20 protein-coding genes and 2 tRNA genes are annotated in these 18,824 nt (G+C 59.6%); 9 read left to right on the top strand and 13 right to left on the bottom strand.

Translation table 11 applies throughout. The features are described from left to right. Positions 1 to 219: 219 nt before the first annotated feature. The 5 genes from GOB87_RS02055 to gpt all read right to left on the bottom strand — a co-directional run bounded on the left by GOB87_RS02055 (position 220) and on the right by gpt (position 2,230). Positions 220 to 296 (bottom strand) — tRNA-Arg (locus GOB87_RS02055). An 83-nt stretch (positions 297 to 379) separates the two neighbouring features. Further along, a complete protein-coding gene (locus tag GOB87_RS02050; protein WP_166312867.1) occupies positions 380 to 688 on the bottom strand; it encodes an ETC complex I subunit in 309 nt (102 codons plus the stop codon). A 39-nt stretch (positions 689 to 727) separates the two neighbouring features. Then, positions 728 to 804, bottom strand: a tRNA-Pro gene (locus GOB87_RS02045). A gap of 15 nt (positions 805 to 819) precedes the next feature. Next, positions 820 to 1,740, bottom strand: a complete 921-nt coding sequence (locus GOB87_RS02040) for an N-acetylmuramic acid 6-phosphate etherase (protein ID WP_166312866.1) — start codon at positions 1,738 to 1,740, stop codon at positions 820 to 822. Between the two features lie 7 nt (positions 1,741 to 1,747). Further along, on the bottom strand, positions 1,748 to 2,230 hold the full coding sequence (gene gpt / locus GOB87_RS02035) for a xanthine phosphoribosyltransferase (protein ID WP_166312865.1): 483 nt from the start codon (positions 2,228 to 2,230) through the stop codon (positions 1,748 to 1,750). 174 nt (positions 2,231 to 2,404) lie between these two features. Here gpt and GOB87_RS02030 point away from each other — a divergent pair, with 174 nt between their 5' ends. The 7 genes from GOB87_RS02030 to GOB87_RS02000 all read left to right on the top strand — a co-directional run bounded on the left by GOB87_RS02030 (position 2,405) and on the right by GOB87_RS02000 (position 9,640). Continuing rightward, positions 2,405 to 3,631 carry an MFS transporter gene (locus GOB87_RS02030; protein ID WP_166312864.1) on the top strand — a complete coding sequence of 409 codons (1,227 nt, stop codon included), beginning with the start codon at positions 2,405 to 2,407 and terminating at the stop codon, positions 3,629 to 3,631. Further along, positions 3,612 to 4,058, top strand: coding sequence for an NUDIX hydrolase (locus GOB87_RS02025; RefSeq protein WP_166312863.1), 447 nt, complete (start codon positions 3,612 to 3,614; stop codon positions 4,056 to 4,058). The genes GOB87_RS02030 and GOB87_RS02025 overlap by 20 nt, the downstream gene beginning before the upstream one ends. Positions 4,059 to 4,104: 46 nt before the next feature. Further along, on the top strand, positions 4,105 to 5,043 hold the full coding sequence (locus GOB87_RS02020) for an ABC transporter permease (RefSeq protein ID WP_338421411.1): 939 nt from the start codon (positions 4,105 to 4,107) through the stop codon (positions 5,041 to 5,043). A 5-nt stretch (positions 5,044 to 5,048) separates the two neighbouring features. Continuing rightward, the gene (locus tag GOB87_RS02015) at positions 5,049 to 5,807 is read left to right on the top strand and encodes an ABC transporter ATP-binding protein (RefSeq protein ID WP_166312862.1); all 759 of its coding nucleotides are present in this window, start codon (positions 5,049 to 5,051) and stop codon (positions 5,805 to 5,807) included. Positions 5,808 to 5,964: 157 nt separating this feature from the next. Then, positions 5,965 to 6,603, top strand: coding sequence for a gluconate 2-dehydrogenase subunit 3 family protein (locus GOB87_RS02010; RefSeq protein ID WP_166312892.1), 639 nt, complete (start codon positions 5,965 to 5,967; stop codon positions 6,601 to 6,603). Positions 6,604 to 6,605: 2 nt separating this feature from the next. Next, on the top strand, positions 6,606 to 8,384 hold the full coding sequence (locus tag GOB87_RS02005) for a GMC family oxidoreductase (protein WP_166312861.1): 1,779 nt from the start codon (positions 6,606 to 6,608) through the stop codon (positions 8,382 to 8,384). After that, a complete protein-coding gene (locus GOB87_RS02000; protein ID WP_166312860.1) occupies positions 8,381 to 9,640 on the top strand; it encodes a c-type cytochrome in 1,260 nt (419 codons plus the stop codon). Before GOB87_RS02005 ends, GOB87_RS02000 begins: the two co-directional genes overlap by 4 nt. 20 nt (positions 9,641 to 9,660) lie before the next feature. Here GOB87_RS02000 and GOB87_RS01995 read toward each other — a convergent pair whose 3' ends face one another. The 6 genes from GOB87_RS01995 to GOB87_RS01970 all read right to left on the bottom strand — a co-directional run bounded on the left by GOB87_RS01995 (position 9,661) and on the right by GOB87_RS01970 (position 16,514). Beyond that, complete coding sequence (locus GOB87_RS01995) at positions 9,661 to 10,965, bottom strand: MFS transporter (RefSeq protein ID WP_166312859.1); 1,305 nt, start codon at positions 10,963 to 10,965, stop codon at positions 9,661 to 9,663. A gap of 185 nt (positions 10,966 to 11,150) precedes the next feature. Beyond that, positions 11,151 to 12,644, bottom strand: a complete 1,494-nt coding sequence (locus GOB87_RS01990; RefSeq protein ID WP_166312858.1) for an FAD-dependent monooxygenase — start codon at positions 12,642 to 12,644, stop codon at positions 11,151 to 11,153. A gap of 116 nt (positions 12,645 to 12,760) precedes the next feature. Beyond that, positions 12,761 to 14,497 carry a glycoside hydrolase family 32 protein gene (locus tag GOB87_RS01985; protein WP_166312857.1) on the bottom strand — a complete coding sequence of 579 codons (1,737 nt, stop codon included), beginning with the start codon at positions 14,495 to 14,497 and terminating at the stop codon, positions 12,761 to 12,763. Positions 14,498 to 14,587: 90 nt separating this feature from the next. Further along, complete coding sequence (locus GOB87_RS01980) at positions 14,588 to 15,736, bottom strand: 5-(carboxyamino)imidazole ribonucleotide synthase (protein WP_166312856.1); 1,149 nt, start codon at positions 15,734 to 15,736, stop codon at positions 14,588 to 14,590. Further along, positions 15,720 to 16,271, bottom strand: coding sequence for a 5-(carboxyamino)imidazole ribonucleotide mutase (purE, locus tag GOB87_RS01975; RefSeq protein ID WP_166312855.1), 552 nt, complete (start codon positions 16,269 to 16,271; stop codon positions 15,720 to 15,722). The genes GOB87_RS01980 and purE overlap by 17 nt, the downstream gene beginning before the upstream one ends. Positions 16,272 to 16,313: 42 nt before the next feature. After that, the gene (locus tag GOB87_RS01970) at positions 16,314 to 16,514 is read right to left on the bottom strand and encodes a YdcH family protein (RefSeq protein WP_166312891.1); all 201 of its coding nucleotides are present in this window, start codon (positions 16,512 to 16,514) and stop codon (positions 16,314 to 16,316) included. A 240-nt stretch (positions 16,515 to 16,754) separates the two neighbouring features. Between GOB87_RS01970 and GOB87_RS01965 the strand changes: the two genes are divergently transcribed. Then, positions 16,755 to 16,925 carry a YdcH family protein gene (locus GOB87_RS01965; RefSeq protein WP_166312854.1) on the top strand — a complete coding sequence of 57 codons (171 nt, stop codon included), beginning with the start codon at positions 16,755 to 16,757 and terminating at the stop codon, positions 16,923 to 16,925. A gap of 43 nt (positions 16,926 to 16,968) precedes the next feature. On the opposite strand, the gene GOB87_RS01960 is transcribed toward GOB87_RS01965, so the two are convergent. Both GOB87_RS01960 and rpmE read right to left on the bottom strand, forming a co-directional pair. Next, entirely contained in the window at positions 16,969 to 17,550 is a 582-nt protein-coding gene (locus GOB87_RS01960; RefSeq protein ID WP_166312853.1) for a DUF1013 domain-containing protein, read from the bottom strand. 261 nt (positions 17,551 to 17,811) lie between these two features. Further along, positions 17,812 to 18,048 carry a 50S ribosomal protein L31 gene (gene rpmE, locus GOB87_RS01955; protein WP_166312852.1) on the bottom strand — a complete coding sequence of 79 codons (237 nt, stop codon included), beginning with the start codon at positions 18,046 to 18,048 and terminating at the stop codon, positions 17,812 to 17,814. Positions 18,049 to 18,317: 269 nt separating this feature from the next. Between rpmE and mscL the strand changes: the two genes are divergently transcribed. Further along, positions 18,318 to 18,785 (top strand): large conductance mechanosensitive channel protein MscL, encoded by a 468-nt coding sequence (gene mscL / locus GOB87_RS01950; RefSeq protein ID WP_166312851.1) that lies wholly within the window; start codon positions 18,318 to 18,320, stop codon positions 18,783 to 18,785. Positions 18,786 to 18,824 lie beyond the last annotated feature (39 nt).

Here is an 18,824-nt window from a genome sequence, read left to right as displayed (position 1 = left end):
CCGATCTGCTCAAAACGCAGATCAAAAGCTCCCCCAAAAACCGTCAATCAAATCGTCAAAAGCCTGAAATCACGAGCCAGGCGCATCAACCAACGGTTCTTCGATCCCTCCAGGTATGTCCTTGGAAGATATCCAGAAAAAACACACTATATTTACTGAACCCAAATCTTGACTGTTTTGTTGTGTATGTGTGCAAAATTATCATGCCGCAGAAAAATTTGGCGCGCCCTATTGGATTCGAACCAATGACCCACAGCTTAGAAGGCTGTTGCTCTATCCAACTGAGCTAAGGGCGCGCAGGGGGCGAGGAAAACCCGCTCCATAGGCGGACCTTATCGGGTGTCCGCCCTTTAAACGTCAAGGGGCGACGTCGAACGCTTCAGTGCGTCCAGTTCTGGATGCGGTTAGCGGCGAAATTGTCCGCGTAAACTTTTGCCTTGCGAATACGGGCGACAGGACGCTCCACTTCGTAGGCAATGGCGTAACGGTTGGCGTAAGCCACAGCACTTTCTTCGTTGGGAAAGCGCAGACGCAGTTGCGATTGCGTATCGTGCTGGCTGCCGGTCCAACCCATAAGCGGGGAGGGGCGATGGGGGACGGACTGGCCGTATTCCAGAATCCAGTCATGCGTTCCAGCCTGACCGGATTGACCTGCACTTTTCGGTTTTCTGTAGATACGGGCCGTCATGGTCATCTCTCCATGTGATGATGCCACCGTGTCACGAGATGGTCGGGGCGCCCGGACTCGAACCGGGGGCCTCTTGTACCCAAAACAAGCGCGCTACCAGGCTGCGCCACGCCCCGAACCTGTGGCGGAAACTAGGTGGCTCGGCGCGCGGTGGCAAGTCCCAAATTCTTCAGCGCCCTTCGGAGGTTGCCGTCGGTGCGCGCGAGCGCCTCCTGCGCCTGCTCCGCCGTGATACCACAGGCCACGAGAATTGCGGGCTTCACATGACCGTTGGTGGCGTCCAGTGCGAATCGTGCCTGCTCTTCGTCACAGTTCGCCAGTGCCGTGACCATCCGCACGGCCCGGGTTCGCAGCTTGGCGTTACGGCTGCGCATGTCCACCATTCGGGCGCGATAGACGCGGCCCAGTCCTGTCATGAGCGTTGTGGACAGCAGGTTCAGCACGATCTTCTGTGTTGTGCCGGCCTTCATGCGGGTGGAGCCGGAAATCGGCTCCGCGCCTGTCTCCACTGTCACGGCATGTTCGGCTGCGGCCAGCAGAGGGGTATCCGGCACGTTGGCAAGGCCGATGGTCAATGCGCCACGTTCGCGCGCAGCCTTTACACAGGCGATGGTGTAAGGCGTCCGGCCACTGGCCGCGATGCCCACCACAACGTCCTGCGCACCGATATGCGCCTCCCGCACGGCATCCTGCGCGGCGGCCTCGTTGTCTTCGGCATTTTCCACAGCCTGAAGTAGGGCACCGGTGCCACCTGCGATCAGCACGATCATCCGTTCCGGGGGCCAGTTATAGGTTGGCTCCAGTTCCGCGCCGTCCTGTGCCGCCAATCGGGCCGAGCTTCCCGCTCCAGCATAGATCAGGCGGCCGCCTGCCTCCAGGCAGGGAAGGGCGGCTTCCACGGCGCGAGTAAGTGCGGGAAGAGCGCCCGAGACCACGGCAGCGGCGGCGAGCTGTGATTGCCACAGGGCGTTCAGCTGCGTGCCGACGGGCCATGTGTCGAATTCATCGAAAGCGGGGTCGAATCCTTCGGTGGCGGGGAGGGAAGCGGACATCGTGGATTCAGCTTTCCTGCGCGGCCTTGCGGGCCAGCGGCGGAATGAACAGGGGGGCCGTGTCCCACGGAAAGAGCACCCATGTGTCCTGTGGAACTTCTACTACGAACAGATCGGTCAGCGGTTTGCCGCTTGGTTTGGCATACAGACAGGCGAAGGTGGCCTTGGGCAGTCTCTCGCGCACAATCCGTGCTGTAACGCCGGAATCCACCAGATCGTCGATGACTAAAAAGCCTTCACCGTCTCCGGCGGCTTCCGGTGACTTGATGATTTTCGGCTCACCGCGTTCCTGTTCGTCATAGGTCACGACCGAGATGGTTTCCACCAGACGGCAATCGAGTTCGCGGGCGATGATGGCGGCAGGGATCAACCCTCCGCGTGTCACAGCCACAACACCACGAAACGGGCCTTTGGGCATCAGGGTCTCGGCCAGAATGCGGGCATCCCGATGGAGCTGGTCCCAGGTCACGGTTGCGTAGTTCGTCGCCATTGGCCGCTGTCTTCCGTTTTATAGTCAGGCTGTCGTGTGTCCGCTCCATGAAGGGAGCGGAGATGGTATGGCCGTATGGTTCCGTGGTGGCAACGTCCGGCTCAAGCATGATGTGAAGGATTACCAACGCTCCCCCTCGTGCCAAGAGTGGAGGGGGCTGCTAGAGACACCTCCATGCCAAGCTCGACAGCAGCGCTTCTGCGCCATCCCGGTCTCATGCCCTGTCTGGTCGGTCGCAATGTAGCGGCCTTTTCTTCTCAGGTGCAGGCTGTAGCCGTTGCATGGCAGATCTATGCGCTAACCCATAGTGCCGCGGTGCTCGGGTTTGTCGGACTCGCGCAGTTCCTGCCCATGCTGCTTCTCACGCTGCCCGCAGGTCATGTGGCGGACCAGTTCGATCGACGCAGGATCGTGCTGACGTGTCAGGCCATTGAAGCGAGCGCTGCGCTGTTTATGGCCGTGGGCTCATGGGAAGGCTGGATCGCACCTTGGGCGCTGTATGTGCTCGTGGCCCTGTTCGGCGCTTGTCGGGCATTCGAGATGCCCGCGCAGCAGACGTTTCTCCCGTCCATCGTGCCTGCGTCTCTCTTTCCGCAGGCGGCGGCCCTTTCGTCCTCGCTCTTTCAGGTGGCCTGTATTGCCGGTCCGTCTCTGGGTGGCGTGCTGTATGGATTGGGCGCAGATGTCTGTTACGCGCTGTGCGCTGTCGGGTTCGGCGCATCCGCCATTGCCACGGCCAGCCTGAAGTTCAAGGTGTCCGAACGGCCGCGTCAACCGGCGACGCTGGCATCCGTGCTGGGGGGAATCTCTTTTCTCAAGAGTCGTCCGGCCATGCTGGGAGCGATCTCGCTCGATCTGTTCGCCGTTCTGCTTGGAGGCGCCACAGCCCTGCTTCCGGTCTATGCCTACGACATCCTGCATGCGGGGCCGGTGTCGCTGGGGCTTCTGCGGGCCGGTCCTGCCATGGGGGCCGTGTTGATGGCGGCCATTCTCACGCGGTGGCCGCTGAACCGGCATGCCGGGCGGGCGATGTTTCTTGCCGTGGCGATTTTTGGTATGGCCACCATCGTCTTCGGCATCTCGCATTCGATTCCGCTCTCCATTGCGGCCCTCATGGTGCTGGGAGCGGCGGATGTCGTCAGCGTGATGGTGCGCGGCGCTCTGGTGCAGCTTGGCACGCCCGATGAGATGCGGGGGCGCGTTTCGGCGGTGAACATGCTGTTCATCGGTTCCTCCAATCAGCTTGGGGAGTTCGAAAGTGGAATGCTGGCAGCAGCCATTGGCACTGTTCCGGCTGTTGTCCTCGGTGGTGTCGGCACGCTTGTGGTGACGGCGGTGTGGATGCGCTTCTTCCCCGGCCTGCGTGATCTGGATCGTCTCAATGACATCAAGCCTACCTGAACCCCGTGGCGGGGTTCTGGCTGTCTGCCGTAATCCTGCCGATGGGCGGTTCCTGCTCGTAAAACGCGCCAATGCGCCGGATGCCGGGTTGTGGGGATTCCCCGGGGGACGGATCGAGCCGGGGGAAGACCTGTTCACGGCCGCTTCCCGCGAACTGGCCGAGGAAACCGGCATACATGCACGAGCGGCTTCCGTGCTCACGGCGCTGGATTCCATTCATCACGCGCCCGATGGCCGACTCCTGTTCCATTACGTTATTGTGGCCATCCGCTGCGTGTTGCCCGAAGACGCGACCACGATCACGCCGCGTGCCAATGACGACGCGCTAGAGGCGAAGTGGTGTACACTTGATGAAATCATCCAGATGGCGGGACGGAGCAGTCGGGGCGTTCTGGATCTCGCGCGGCTGGCGCAGAACGCATCCTGATGGACAACCGCTTGCGTCCGCTGTCGCCCTTGTCTATCGCCCTTTCATGAGCAGTACGAACGGGTCATCACCTGAGAACGCATCTGCGGTGGAAGAGCGTCCTCTTTCTTCCACACCTGCGCCCATTACGGACGAGCCGCACGTTCAGGCCGAACTGGCGGGCGCAATGCCCGTTCTCGATCTTCGGCCCGAACGCGGTTTCGGCCATGTCGTGCATGCTTTGCGCGATATAGGCGGGGGGATGCGTCTGCTGCGGTTGGGCTGGACGCTGGGCTGGCTCGATATTTGTCAGCGCTATCGCGGCTCCCTGCTGGGGCCGTTCTGGCTGACGCTTTCGACCGCCATTCTCGTGAGTGCGATGGGTGTGCTCTACGCCACGCTGTTCCATATCGATCTTGCGGTCTATCTGCCGTTCCTGTGCTTTTCGCTGGTGCTGTGGTCCTTTCTCGCAGGAACCGTGACGGAGGGGTGTGCCACCTTCACCAACGCTTCGGGGCTTATCCACGCCATGCGCATGCCGTTTTTCGTGCATGTCGAGCGCAGCGTGGTGCGCAATGTGCTGACCTTTCTGCACAGTGTGGGCGTGATCGTGATCCTGTTTCTCATCTTCCACGTCCATCCGACGCTGGACTGGCAACTACCGGTGGGAATGGGCCTGTGGCTGCTCGATCTGTTCGCGATCACGCTGCTCATGGGAGTGCTGGGCGCACGGTTCCGCGATATGCCGCCGATCGCCTCCAACGTCATGCAGATCCTCTTTTTCATCACGCCTGTTTTGTGGAAACCGGATCTCATCACGCTGGGACGGCAGTATCTGCTTCTGGACCCGTGCTATCCCTTGATCGAGGTGCTTCGAGGACCGTTTATGGGCAGCGCGGTGCGTCCTTCGATCTGGTGGACCGCGATAGCCTATAGCGTTGCGCTGTGGAGCATCGCCTTCGGGCTGTTCGCGCGGATGCGCAGCCGTCTGGCCTATTGGGTGTAGGGCACATGGCGGCTGGCATCGAGGTTTCGAACCTCTCCATTTCCTTCCCGCTCTATCACGGTGATGCGCGGAGCTTGAAGAAGCGGACAAAAAAGCTCGTCGGCGGATTGAAGGTTTCACGCTTCCAGCGCGATGACCGGAACCGCGTGGTGGTGCGCGCCCTCTCCGATGTCTCCTTTACCGTAAAACCGGGAGAACGGCTCGGGCTGGTGGGCCGCAATGGCGCGGGCAAGACCACGTTGCTGCGGGCGCTGGGCGGTATTTACGAGCCGGTGGACGGTCGCGTGCTGGTGCGGGGACGCCTGGGCACGCTGCTCGATACGTCTCTCGGTATGGATATCGAACTGACGGGGCGAGAGAACATTCGCCTGCGGGGGTTGTTTGCCGGTCTTTCAAAGACCGCCATCCGCGAGATCGAGAACGATGTCGAGACCTTTGCCGATCTCGGCACGTTCATGGACCTACCGCTCAAGACCTACAGTTCCGGCATGGGGCTGCGGCTGGCCTTCGGGCTGGCCACGGCGATCATGCCGGACGTGCTGGTGATGGACGAATGGTTCATGGCGGGCGACGCGGCGTTCATGCAAAAGGCTGCAGGACGTATTGCCGGGCTGGTGGAGGGGGCGGAAATCCTTGTCATCTCCAGTCATCTGCCCACTGTGTTGGAAAAATGGTGCACCCGCCTGATCTGGATGGAGCAGGGCAGGATCCGGATGGACGGGCCGGTGGACGAGGTTCTGCCTGCCTATCTCGCGGCAGGATAAGGCAAAGGTTACTCCATGTGCCCTTAACACCGTGGCGCATTTTCCGGTAACGTATCGGAACATTTTCTCCTAGGGAAACAGGGACCGCAGCCCATTGTCAGAGACGACCAGACGCCGCTTCGTGACTGCTCTTGCCGGTACGACGGCGTTCTGGACGATGGGAGGGCTGGAAGGCTGGCGTCAGGCCATCGCGGCTGAGACGGATGGTCCCTATACCCCGCGTTTTTTTACGCCCGAGGAATGGCGCTTCATTGAAGCCGCCTGTGAATGTCTTTTCCCGCGTGATGAAGTGGGGCCGGGCGCTCGCGATCTGGCCGTGCCGCGTTTCATCGACCGGCAGATGGACACGCCATGGGGCAGGGGCGCTCTGTGGTATATGATGGCGCCTTTTGAGGCAGGGCCACCCAATCTCGGCTATCAGTTGCCGCTCGCACCCCGCGATCTCTATCGCACAGGCATCGCGGGGGCGGAGCGCTACTGCGTCAAGGCACATGGAAAATCTTTTGCCGATTTGGATACCGACACGCAGGTCGCTGTCCTGACATCCTTCGAGAAAAACCCGATCGACCTTGACGAGGGACTGCCCGCTTCTCTGTTTTTCGAACAACTCCTCGCCAACACATTGGAAGGCGCGTTCAGCGATCCGCTTTACGGTGGCAACCGGCATCTGGAAGGATGGGTGATGCTCGGTTTTCCCGGCGCACGGGCCGACTTCATGGACTGGGTGGACCAGTATGGCCCGGCCTATCCGCTGGGCAGTGTGGCCATCAACGGCGAGACGGCGAAGGGAGCCTGAGCATGGATATCCTGCGTGCCGATGCTGTGGTGGTCGGATCTGGCTGGGCCGGGTCCATTCTCTCCAAGGAACTGAGGGAAGCCGGGCTTTCCGTCATCATGCTCGAACGAGGACCGGATCGCTCGACTGCGGTGGAGGGCGCTTATCCGGACTCAATCGATGAATTGCGCGGTGCGATCCGGCACAGGCTCTATCAGGATCTGTCACAAACAACAGTGACCATCCGCAACCGCATGGATCAGCGTGCGCTGCCTTACCGCTCCCTCGGGGCGTTTCTGCCCGGAGAAGGCGTGGGAGGCGCGGGCCTGCACTGGTCCGGAGTACATTTCCGTGTGGCCCCCGATGATCTGGCGCTCAGAAGCAACGTTATCGCCCGCTATGGCCGCAAGTTCGTTCCTGAAGGCATGCATCTTCAGGATTACGGCGTGACGTATGAGGAATTGGAGCCGTTTTTCGACAAGGCGGAAAAAGTCTTCGGCACGTCAGGCGAGCCTTACAGAATCAACGGCAAAATCGTGGGTAAAGGAAATGTCTTTTCGCCCTCACGTTCGGACGCATTTCCTTTACCCGCCCTGAAGGATGTCTATACCGCGTATCTGTTTCGAGGAGCGGCCGAGCGGGTAGGGTATCATCCTTATTCCCTGCCAGCGGCCAATGCGTCCGGTCCCTATACCAATCCGTATGGCGCACAGATGGGACCGTGCAATTTCTGCGGCTATTGCAGCGGTTACGACTGCTACATGTATTCCAAGGCCTCGCCCAACGTGAACATCCAGCCTGCCCTGCGGCAGGATGCGGGCTTTCGTCTCATCAGTCGCGCGCATGTGCTGCGTGTCGATCTGGACAGTGCGAAGAAACACGCGCGCGGCGTGACCTATCTCGATCTGGACACGCAGCGGGAAGTGAAGGTCGAGGCCGCTCTCGTCATTCTTGGCGCATTTCAGTTTCACAACGTCCATCTGATGCTGCTTTCAGGCATCGGTCGCCCGTATGATGCTGCGAAGAATGAGGGCGTGGTGGGGCGTAACTTCGTTTATCAAACCATCACCACTTCGCATGCATGGATGCCGCAGGACCGCTTTACCAATCAGTTCATTGGCACCGGCGGTGGTGGTGTGGCGATTGACGATTTCAACAGCATGAACTTCGATCACGGACCGCATGGCTTTATTGGTGGATCGCCCGTGTGGGTCAATCAGGCCGGGGTGAAACCCATTGCCGCCTCATCCTTTGGTGGGGGCAAAGACGCACCGCGCTGGGGTAAGGGGTTCAAGCGGGCTTTCGCCGATACTTATCGCCATGCGTTCGCCATCGACGCACACGGCAGCAACATGGCTTATCGCGATGCGTATCTCGATCTCGATCCGACATGGAAAGACGCCTACGGCCAGCCGCTGCTCCGCATGACCTATGACTGGCACGACAACGACATCCGTATGAACCGCTATGTGGTGAGCCGTATCGAGCCGATCATGAAGGAACTCGGGGCCACGAAATATGAACTGGGCATGCTGCAGCCCGGTCAGTCCTTTGACACCCGTGTGTACAAGACCACCCATCTCGGCGGCGGTGCGGTCATGGGCGATGATCCGACAACCAGCGCCCTCAACCGCTATCTCCAGAGCTGGGACGTGCCGAACGTGTTCGTTATCGGTTCCAACGCGTTTCCACAGGGTATGGGCTACAATCCCACCGGCATGGTGGCGGCTCTGGCGTATTGGGCGGCGCATCAAATCCGCACCACCTATCTCAAGGCGCCCGGCCCATTGGTGCCGTCATGAGGCGGCTGGCGTTCCCATGTGTGCTGACACTGATGTTTGCTGGTATCGCGCATGCTGAACCCGTGCCTTCCGCTGCATTGATCGAAGAAGGCCGCTACCTCGCCCGTGCCGCCGATTGCAGTGCTTGTCACTCGGTGGAAGGGAAGGCGGCCTATACGGGCGGTGTGCCTTTCGATTTGCCGATCGGACGGCTCTACAGCCCCAATATTACTCCTGACCCACAGCATGGCATCGGTCGCTACACCGAGCAGCAGTTCGCCCGTGCGGTGAGGGAAGGTGTGCGGGCAGACGGTGCCTCGCTCTATCCGGCCATGCCGTATCCCTCCTACGCGCGGATGAGCGACCACGAGATGCAGGCGCTCTATGCGTGGTTTCATTACAGCGTCACTCCTTCGTCTGAGGTGCCGCCTGCCAGCACCATGCGCTGGCCGCTGTCCATGCGTTGGCCCATGACCGTCTGGCGCTGGATGTTCGCGCCCAAGCCCATGCAGGCGCGCCAGATGAGCGAACGCTCTTTCGACGATCCGGACGTGGCGCGAGGGGCCTATCTCGTGGAAGGGCCGGGACATTGCGGCGCATGCCACACGCCGCGCGCCATCACTTTGCAGGAAAAAGCCCTGACAGCACGCGACGGCCCCGCCTATCTCGCGGGCGGCGATGCCGTGGACGGTTGGATTCCGCCTTCGTTGCGGCAGGAAAACCGCACCGGGTTGGGACGTTGGGGCGAAGACGACATCGTGTCCTTTCTGCGCAGTGGGCGGGCGCAGACTGGCTCGGCCTTTGGTGGCATGACCAACGCGATCCTGCACGGTACCCAATATCTGACAGACCATGACCTGCACGCCATTGCCCGTTACCTGCGCACCCTGCCGCCCGCGCGACAGCCCGATCTGAAATGGATCTATGACGCTCGCACCGCTGTCGCGCTCCGCAAGGGGGATGTGAGCGCACGTGGAGCGCGGCTTTACGTGGACAACTGCGCGGCTTGTCATCGTACGGATGGACGCGGCTATCCGCCCGTGTTTCCGCCGTTGGCGGGTAATCCTGTGGTGATGAGCGAGAAGCCGGACTCACTCATCAAACTGCTTCACACGGGGGCTACGCTTCCTGCGATGCAGACCGCACCATCAGCGTTCACGATGCCGTCTTTCGCAAAGCGGTTGTCGGAGCGGGAGATCGCCGATGTGGTGAGTTTTGTGCGGGATGTTTGGGGGAATGGGGCAGTGGATGCTGGGAAGATGGTACCGAAGGAGTGATGTCAGGGGGCAGTGGACATTCATTCTCTGTCACGCCATGCCAGAAGGCAGAAAACCTGCATGCATACCGCTCCCAACGGCAGCCAGACAAACCCAGTCGTAATCCACGCGGACAGTTCCGGTGGCTGTGTAACTCCGCCCTCGACGTAATGGCCTTGCGACAGGAACTGCGCCAGAACGAAGCCGGTCAGCCCCATCGCCAGCTTCGTGACCCATGTGTTGATCGAATATGCCAGCCCGGCCGATCCGGTCGAGGTTCGCGGATCACCATCATCCACGGCTTCCGCCAGCAAGGTGTAATACAGCGGAGACATCACGCCCTGAGCCAGTGCCAGGAGGGCTATGGACAGGAAAAAGCCTGTCATGGATGCACCTGCCACAGCCATCGCAAGATAAGCTGCTCCCTGCGCGATCAGGCATATGATCCCGCTGCGGATAGTTCCCAGACGTCTGGCCAGCGGGAGACACACGGGCACGCCCGCAAACAGCAGGACGGTGATGAAGGTGATGATATTGGCGCCCAGTTGCTCCGTACCGCCAAGAATGACCCGGGCATAATACAGGGCAAACCCGAACAGGGCCGCCTGCCCCACAAAATAGAAGAACGCGAGAAGGTTGCTCAGCACCCATCGCCGGTTTCCCAGAAGATGTCGCAGTGTGACCAGAATATCCTGCCGGACGGGTGCTGGCGGATGCCTTACGGTGCAGCCACGCGCCACACATAGCCACAGGATAGTGCCCAGAACCGACAGCGCCAGCACATAGACCGCCATGCCGTACCGGTGTTGCGCCGGACTTTCGCCCCCGCCCAGCCAGGTGATGGCGGGAATGGTCAGCAGCGCCACAAGCAGCGAGCCTGCCTGGCAACCCATCATGCGGAATGCATTGAGGCCAACGCGCCCTGTAGCGGAGCGGCTCATCATGACGGCCAGTGCGCCATAGGGCGTATTGATGCAGGAATAGATGGCACCGAACACGATATAGGTCGCTCCGGCCCACACGACTTTCCCCGTGGGCGAAAGCGGCAGGGCCAGAAAACACAGGAAACCCGTTATGCCGAAAGGAATAGCAAGGGTGCGGATCAGGCGCGGCACGATCAGCCCGCCAATACGGTCAACAACATAGCCGATAGCTGGATCGCAGAAGGCATCCACAACACGAGCCACCAGAAGTATCCACGATACGGCAACCAGCGGCAGACCATATATATCCGTATAGTAGTACATCAGGTAGGATGACGTCATGCCCCACATCATATTGGAGGCAGCATCACCACAGCCGTAAGACATCTTTTCTTTTGTTGAAAGCGCCTGCGTGTTCTCCATTATCCTGCTTTACTTGAGATTTTAGACCACGTCGAACGCTATCATAGGCTTATAAAGCGGCAGGCCGAGCCAGACGCCATCACTCCAGCGTCAGTTGCCATGTCCGCTTTAAGGAATAATGCCGCGGTGTTTTTTCGTCTCAAAAGAGGTACATCCTGTCAGTCCGATTTCATCATGATATCTCATTAATTGCGCTTCAAGCTCGTGCCGTGTGACGACGTTTCGATGGCCACTTCATTCAGGAATGAGTCGATTGCTATCCAGTCTCCTTTCCGTGCGACAGCCGCAACGTAACCATCGGGTCGCACCAGCCAGATACCGTTTTCGTCCGGCGGTAAGCATAGTTCGGGTTTCAGTAAGGATGAATGACGCGCGATCAGAGTCCGCGTTTGGACGCTGTCTTTGGCAGCGAGTACAAAGCGGGGAACAGTGTCTCCGCCAGAGCCTCGCCTGAAAACCAATCGCTGCCCCGGCGCTGGACCACGTAATCCTCGGGTTGAACCCGCATTGAGGGGGCTACCAGGATAACCGATTCTGATTCCGGAAAGCCGATTGGCAATGGCGCGACGGATCGCCGGAACGCTGAAAATCCGTTTTACGATGATGTTGCGCACCATCTGTTTCAGATTGCCTCTCAGCAGAACAATTCTGGTCATACGACCGGACTCCGACAATATCTGCCGCGCAACCTCGCTGCGTTCGATACTGTAACTGTCCAGCAGTGACAGCTTGGCCTCTTGCCGTTCCACAAGCGCCAGTTTCCAAGCGAGATTGAAAGCATCCTGCATGCCTGTGTTCATGCCTTGGCCACCGGCAGGACTATGGATATGGGCTGCGTCACCGGCCAGAAACACCCGACCTTTGCGATAATCTCGGACCTTGCGTTCGTTGATTCCAAAGCTTGAAAGCCATATGGGATCGGACAAAATAATTTTGCCCGGTCCACGCTGATCCACAATCGTCTGCATTTCCCGCAGATCCGGCGTATGCAATGGAACCGAACCCAGATCGGCGATGATACGATAGTGGTTGCGCGATATCGGAAAGAACATGACGGGCCCGTCCGAGTGCCAGAAAATCGTCGGTTCGTCAGGCGGGACGGCAAGACCTTTCACATGGGCATCCGCAATGACAAAAGCCGTGGGCAGCGTATCCCCTTCGAACGCAAGCCCCAGTCTGTTGCGAACAAAGGAATGCGCGCCGTCGCACCCGATAAGCCATGTCGCCTCCAGCACCTCATGCCCGCCTCCTACATGCGTGAGCGTGCAGGAAACACCGTCATGCGTATCAACGAAGTCTGTAAGTTCGGTTTCGCGTTCGATAACCTGTCCAAGGTTTCTCAAACGGTCTTCTAGAAGCCGTTCGGTTTCAGACTGCGGAATCATCAGGAGGTAATTGAAGGAAGAAGGGATTGTCCCAAGCGGTATTCCGGCAAGCCTTGTGTTGCCTACATATATACTGACGGTATTTGCACGCAGCCCGGTGGCCACAAAGGCATCCGCACAACCAGATGCATCAAGCAATTCGAGTGTGCGTGGCCAGATGGCCAGAGCCCGGGACTGGGTAGTGCGCGCCGCCAACCTATCGATAATTCTGACTGGCACGCCATACCGGGCCAGTTCGATAGCCATGGTCAGACCGACAGGTCCTGCGCCGACGACAAGAACGGACTTCGACATGGTTTGTGTCCGAAGGAAAGATATTGTCCGGACATACGGACAACGATCTCCATATTAACGTCGGACGAGCCCGGACTGTTCCTGTTTCGATGGCTGGAGCAAGGCTTAAGCTGTCCTCAAACAGCCGTTTCCCGCTCCATCACCTTTCGCAGTTGGAAAAGCTCCACTTGCTCCACTGTGGCACCCGCACCATTTGCCTCCAGTCGCAGGAAATCCAGCGGGCTGACGGGAAAGATCAACGCCGTACCAACCGACAGGCCGCCATTGGCGAAAATCTCCAGCGTGCAGGCGTCCAGAACGACACGGATTTCGAAATGCCGATCATCCGGATTGAGCACGGTGGAGAACTGACCGGTGAAGAAGGGTTGCGCAAATCCCTTGAGTTCATCGCGGTCCAGCCAGAGTTGGCCGGAGAAAGCATCGAAGCCGATTGTCAGCGTCTCGCCCTGATCGTTGCCGAAGGTGATGACAAAGCGCCCCGTGCGTCCCTTATCGCCCAGCGGCAGGTCACGCGGGCGCTCATCCACGGTCACGGACAGCAGTAGTTCCAGCGCCTTGCCGGGTGGCAGTGCAACCTGAGCACTCGCTCCGGCGGCGATGCGTTTCACCTCAAACGCAATGGCCGTATCCCGCAGCGTTTCCAGCCCGCGCGGTGTTTGGGCGAGGCGCAGCCAACCCGCGAAATCCCGCCGTAGTGTCATGGTGCGCGGCAACGTCATGCAGCCCCGCCAACTCTGGGTGGGGAGTTCCTGACAATATTGCCAGTTGCCCAGCCATGCGATGCTGACGGCTTCTGCCTTGGGCATGTTGCCATAAACCTGCAGGGCGTAGGCGTCCTTGGCGAAATCGGTCAGGCCGATCACCGTGTCATCGGGAATGAAGCGTGTGCCGTCGAACTGTCCCACGAAATACTGGGTGATACTGCCGCCGGTTGGTCCACCCGGATTGACCGATACAAACAGAACCCAACGCGAACCACCACTCTCGATCGGAACCTCGATCAGGTTTGGACATTCGTAATCGACACCGAACAATCCCGAAGGCCCGAAATCACTCAGATGCACCCAGTGGATCAGATCGATGGATGCATAGAACGCGCTCTGGTGCAGGCGTGACTTGGCGACGACCATCACCCACTGGTTGGTGGGTTTGTGAAAGATCACCTGCGGATCGCGGAAGGAATTGCTTCCGATATCCAGAACCGGATTATGCGCGTATTCCGTAAAGCTCTGTCCGTTGTCGTGGCTTGTGGCGAGATACTGTGCCTGCCTGTCGGGGCTGGCGCGGGTATAGAGCGCCACCATGCCGCCCTTGCTGTCCTCAAACAGACCCGAGGCGTTGGCGCGATCCATCACGGCGCAGCCGGTAAAAGCCTCGCCCGCTTCTGTTTCGGGAATGGCGATGGGCTGGTCTTTCCAGTGAAGCATGTCGGTGCTGCTGGCGTGTCCCCAGTGAACATGGCCCGCATACGGCGCGAAAGGATCGTATTGGTAATAAAGGTGATAGCGCTCGCCATCGAAGACCAGTCCGTTGGGATCGTTCATGAAGCCGGTGGTGGGGGAGAAATGCACCGTCGGGCGATAGAACACATCGCTTCCGGTTTTTACGATGGGACGGGCCGTCGCTCCGGGTTGATCGGCCGGTGAAGGATGGGAGGCGTTCGGCTCATCCTTGCGTAACGAATCAGGTGCCAGCGCGGGAGTGGGTTTTCCGGGAGCATTGGTGGAGGTGGGAGAAGACACGTCTGCGCTCGCCTTGCTGCTCAGTCCGACAGTGCCGATTGCAGCCAGCGAAGACGCGGCGAGTGAGGAGAGGGCACGGCGGCGTGTCGGATCGGAAGGGATATTCGTCATGCGTCCAGTCTAGAGAGACGCGGCAGAACTGAACACCAAGGAAAAACAATCGGGAGCAGAGCGCGCTTTGCTCCCGATGATTTTCTGTATCTAGCCCGGCGCAAGTGGCTTGAGCGCGGCTTCGACACCGAACTCGCCGGGGAGGCTGCCTCGTGGGAAGATCACGTTTACATGGCCCATCTTGCGGCCCGGTCGTGCCTGCGCTTTGCCATAGAGATGCGGGATCAGGCGAGGAGCCGCGATGATTTCGGGCCAAAGGGCCATATCGTCCGGGCCGATGAGGTTTTTCATCACGGCGTCCGAATGGCGTACCGGTTCTGGCAGAGGCAGTCCCGTGACGGCGCGGACATGCATGGCGAACTGGTCCACCGGGCAGGCATCCATCGTCCAATGGCCAGAATTGTGCGGACGAGGGGCGATCTCGTTCACCAGCAGACGACCGTCTCGCCCCACGAACATCTCAACCCCGAGAAGACCGACAAGATCGAGCCCTTCGGCAATGCGTCGCGCCATGTCCTGTGCATTCTGCGCCACCTCCGGGTCGAGCCGCGCAGGAGCAAGGCTGAGGTCGAGGATACCGTTGACGTGCCTGTTTTCGGTGACATCGAAGCAGCGCACGGTACCATGCACCCCGCGAGCAACCATGACACTGACTTCCATGCCGAAATCGATCATGCCTTCGGCAACCAAAGGCTTCGGTTCGAGCGCGTCAAAGGCGGCCACCAGATCCTCGGGCTTCATGACGCGACGCTGTCCCTTGCCGTCATAGCCAAGGCGCGTGGTCTTGAGGATGAAGGGATAGCCCAGAGCTTCGGCCACTTCATGCAGACTGGCCTCGTCCGTGACGAGCCGCCAAGGAGCGACGTCCACATCCACGGAGCCGAGAAAAGTCTTTTCCTGCGCGCGATCCTGACTGATGCGCAGGATAGCCCCGGAGGGCCGCACGGGACGGATGGATGACAGAAGGTCCAGCCCGTCCGCCGAGACATTCTCGAACTCGAAGGTCACGACATCAACCGCTTCCGCAAATGCGCGCAGTGTCGCGGGATCGGAGTGGGAGCCGATGGTGGCGGAATGCGAGACCTGTACCGCCGGTTCATCCTGCGTGGCGGCCAGAACATGTGTGCGAAAGCCAAGCTGGGCCGCTGCAATGGCGGACATACGTCCGAGTTGTCCGCCGCCCACAATGCCGATTACGGCGTTCGGGGGCAGGGAGGTCGTGTCATTCTTCGGGTTCATCGCGCACCGAGGCTGTCTGAAGGGCGCGCCATGTGTCCAGACGCGCGGCAAGATCCTTGTCGCCAATGGCGAGAATGGAGGCCGCCAGCAGGGCCGCGTTGATCGCGCCTGCCTTTCCGATGGCCAGTGTGCCGACCGGCACACCGCCGGGCATCTGGACAATGGAAAGCAGGCTGTCCATGCCCTTGAGCGCCTTGGATTCGACCGGCACGCCAAGAACGGGCAAGCGCGTCCACGCCGCGCACATGCCGGGCAGATGAGCCGCACCGCCTGCACCGGCAATGATGACGGACAGGCCACGATCGACAGCCGTGCGCGCATACTCGGCCAGTCGGTCTGGCGTGCGATGGGCCGAGACGACCTTGGCTTCAAAGGGGATGTCGAGCGCATCCAGCGTAGCGGTGGCGTGGCGCATGGTCTCCCAGTCGGACTGGCTGCCCATGATCACACCCACACGCGGGCGGCTATCCTCGCCCGTCACGGCGGTCGCGACATCTTCGTTCGCCGTGATCGGCTGGTCTTCGATGTTATCCATTGGTCCGTTGGTTCCGCCGGCCCTGTTCGGGAGCCGTTTCAGTCAGGCTATGTTGTCTGGAATGAGACGGTTCTCGATCCATGCGATTTCGTCTTTCAGCACTAGCTTGCGCTTTTTGAGGCGCTGGATCTGGAGTTGGTCCATCGGTTCAAGGGAAAGACGGTTAATGACCGTATCGAGATCCCGGTGTTCGCTTCGCAGTTCGTGAAGTCTGCGAAGCATACTGTCGTTGTCACGCAGCATCACACCTCCGGCTGTCTGTCCAGTATCGGTTCTGTTGGCTCCATGGCAGGACACACATCGTGCCGTCATGACGCTCATGTCACGTTAGGGCAGTCCGCGGCCAGACGCCAGAGGCTCTCCAGCGGGCAAGCCGTTGCGTTGCCGTTATATTACCGGGAAATGAGCAAGTTTTCATGACGAAACCGTTTCTCCCGGCGCTACCGTCATCGCGTTGCAATAATCAAGCTGGAGATTCAGACCATGAGCATGCAGTCACGTCTCGAAAGCCTCAGCCGTCGTCATTCCGCTCTCGATAGCGAAATTCACTCAGAAGGTTTGCGCCCCTCACCGGACCAGCGTGTACTGATGCGCCTCAAACTGAAGAAACTCAGTGTGAAAGAAGAGATGGATCGTCTTCGCGCCCGTTCGTGAAGAAGGGGAGAGCGGCTTCTAGCGAGCTGCTCTCCATTTTCTCTCAGCCCTCTTCGTCGTTTCCGAGAGGAAGAGGAACAGGGACTTCGTGCCCTTCGCGTGTCAGCTTGTCGTTAGCGGCTGCGACGGCGGCATTGAGGTCCATCTGGCTGCACAGACCGAGTGTTACGGGATCGCGCGGTTTGATGTTCTGGCTATTCCAGTGCTGGCGATCACGCACCTTGGCGATGGTGTCCTTGGTGGTGCCAAGCAGCTTGGATATCTGCTGATCCTGAAGCTGCGGAAAATTGCGCAACAGGAAAGCAATTCCGTCCGGTCGGTCATTACGACGGGCGACGGGTGTGTACCGCGCGCCTTTGGCCCGACGTTTCACCTGATTGGCGGTGGGAAGGATTTTCAGACGCGCCGTCGTATCGGCCTCACAACGGGTGATTTCTTCCTGTGTGAGCTGGTGGTTGGCAATCGGGTCGTAACCTACGATTCCCTGTGCCACTTCACCATCGGCGATGGCCTGCACTTCCAGAGGATGCATTCCGCAGAAAGCCGCCACCTGTTCAAACGTCAGGGCAGTTTTCTCGATCAGCCAGACGGCCGTCGCTTTCGGCATGAGGGGGAGCGTCGTCATCGATCGATCCTGTTGCTGCGTGTGCTTGCGGTGCTCACGCAGGCACCGGAACCGGTTTTATGGGCGGAGCTTGGCTCCAACCCAGCGTGCCTGCTGGCCCGCATCTCTGGGATGGGTAATGGCGGGCGAGAAGCACGGGGTCAAGCGATAATCACACAGCACTGATACGGGTAAGGAGCGACAGGCTGGTCGCGATTACGAAAAAACCCCAGCAGTGTAATACTGCCGGGGTTTTCGTCAGGCGAGAGACAACGAAATGTCTTACTCAGCGTCCTGCTTGCGCTTGCCAATGCCAGCAAAGCGCTTGTTGAACTTCGCCACCTGGCCTCCGGTGTCGAGCATGCGCTGCACGCCGGTCCATGCCGGGTGAGATTTCGTATCGATGTCCAGACGGAGCGTGTCACCGGCCGCGCCCATGCAGGACCGCGTCTTGTATTCGGTGCCATCGGTCATGATGACGTTGATCTCGTGGTACTCAGGATGGATGTTGGACTTCATGAGGGGAACTTTCCGCGAAAATGAGGCCCCGATGCCGACCGGGACACGTTGCGCGCTCGTATAGGCGCATCGACCTTCTCTTGCAATGGCGGTGTTGCCTCAAGGCAGCGGGGTCACGATCCGGCCATCTTTTGCGCACAATTTCTGAAGAAAAGCGTTAACAGGGGCGTAACGAACCGTTAATTTTTGCGGGGAGGTTAATCCGTTGTTGTAATGGCCGACGGAAAACCGGATAAGAGCCCGGAACACTTTAGTTTTTGAGGAATATCATGGCAGAACCGAGACTTGCCGTGCACACCCCGGGCTGGGTTGCCGATTTTCGATCCTTCATCATGCGTGGCAATGTTGTGGACATGGCTGTCGGTGTCATCATCGGCGCGGCGTTCACCTCCATTGTCAACAGCCTGGTCAAGGATGTCTTCAATCCGATCCTGGGTCTGGCCACAGGTGGCATCGATTTTGGCAATCTTTTTGTCACGCTGAAGGGGCCGGTTGAGCCGACTCTGGATGCGGCTCAAAAGGCGGGTGCCGTCACCATCAATTATGGCATGTTCATCAACACCATTATCCAGTTCCTGATCATTGCGATGGTCATCTTCTGGATGGTGCGCCTGCTGACGAAGATGCATGTCCGTCAGGATGCAGCTCCCGCGGCTCCTCCCCCGCCGACGAAGAGCGAAGTTCTCCTCCAGGAGATCCGCGACGCGCTGGTTCATCAGGAGCAGCATGGCGCCTGAGCATTTCCCTTTCATGAGGGAATGTTTCGAGGAAAGGGA

The sequence above is a fragment of the Acetobacter estunensis genome, from assembly GCF_011516945.1.
Lineage (GTDB): Bacteria > Pseudomonadota > Alphaproteobacteria > Acetobacterales > Acetobacteraceae > Acetobacter > Acetobacter estunensis.
The sequence above is the reverse complement of the archived record's forward strand: the minus strand, read 5'-3'. Positions and strand labels throughout refer to the sequence as shown.

Coding starts and splice junctions, on each gene's coding strand:
- purE (WP_166312855.1), bottom strand. CDS start 16,271: ATGGATAACATCGAAGACCAGCCGATCACGGCGAACGAAGATGTCGCG.
- GOB87_RS02005 (WP_166312861.1), top strand. CDS start 6,606: ATGGATATCCTGCGTGCCGATGCTGTGGTGGTCGGATCTGGCTGGGCC.
- GOB87_RS01985 (WP_166312857.1), bottom strand. CDS start 14,497: ATGACGAATATCCCTTCCGATCCGACACGCCGCCGTGCCCTCTCCTCA.
- GOB87_RS01980 (WP_166312856.1), bottom strand. CDS start 15,736: ATGAACCCGAAGAATGACACGACCTCCCTGCCCCCGAACGCCGTAATC.
- GOB87_RS02010 (WP_166312892.1), top strand. CDS start 5,965: ATGGGAGGGCTGGAAGGCTGGCGTCAGGCCATCGCGGCTGAGACGGAT.
- GOB87_RS02040 (WP_166312866.1), bottom strand. CDS start 1,740: ATGTCCGCTTCCCTCCCCGCCACCGAAGGATTCGACCCCGCTTTCGAT.
- GOB87_RS02015 (WP_166312862.1), top strand. CDS start 5,049: ATGGCGGCTGGCATCGAGGTTTCGAACCTCTCCATTTCCTTCCCGCTC.
- GOB87_RS02025 (WP_166312863.1), top strand. CDS start 3,612: ATGACATCAAGCCTACCTGAACCCCGTGGCGGGGTTCTGGCTGTCTGC.
- GOB87_RS02020 (WP_338421411.1), top strand. CDS start 4,105: ATGAGCAGTACGAACGGGTCATCACCTGAGAACGCATCTGCGGTGGAA.
- GOB87_RS01960 (WP_166312853.1), bottom strand. CDS start 17,550: ATGACGACGCTCCCCCTCATGCCGAAAGCGACGGCCGTCTGGCTGATC.
- GOB87_RS02050 (WP_166312867.1), bottom strand. CDS start 688: ATGACGGCCCGTATCTACAGAAAACCGAAAAGTGCAGGTCAATCCGGT.
- GOB87_RS01965 (WP_166312854.1), top strand. CDS start 16,755: ATGAGCATGCAGTCACGTCTCGAAAGCCTCAGCCGTCGTCATTCCGCT.
- GOB87_RS02030 (WP_166312864.1), top strand. CDS start 2,405: ATGCCAAGCTCGACAGCAGCGCTTCTGCGCCATCCCGGTCTCATGCCC.
- gpt (WP_166312865.1), bottom strand. CDS start 2,230: ATGGCGACGAACTACGCAACCGTGACCTGGGACCAGCTCCATCGGGAT.
- GOB87_RS01990 (WP_166312858.1), bottom strand. CDS start 12,644: ATGTCGAAGTCCGTTCTTGTCGTCGGCGCAGGACCTGTCGGTCTGACC.
- mscL (WP_166312851.1), top strand. CDS start 18,318: ATGGCAGAACCGAGACTTGCCGTGCACACCCCGGGCTGGGTTGCCGAT.
- GOB87_RS02000 (WP_166312860.1), top strand. CDS start 8,381: ATGAGGCGGCTGGCGTTCCCATGTGTGCTGACACTGATGTTTGCTGGT.
- rpmE (WP_166312852.1), bottom strand. CDS start 18,048: ATGAAGTCCAACATCCATCCTGAGTACCACGAGATCAACGTCATCATG.
- GOB87_RS01970 (WP_166312891.1), bottom strand. CDS start 16,514: ATGCTGCGTGACAACGACAGTATGCTTCGCAGACTTCACGAACTGCGA.
- GOB87_RS01995 (WP_166312859.1), bottom strand. CDS start 10,965: ATGGAGAACACGCAGGCGCTTTCAACAAAAGAAAAGATGTCTTACGGC.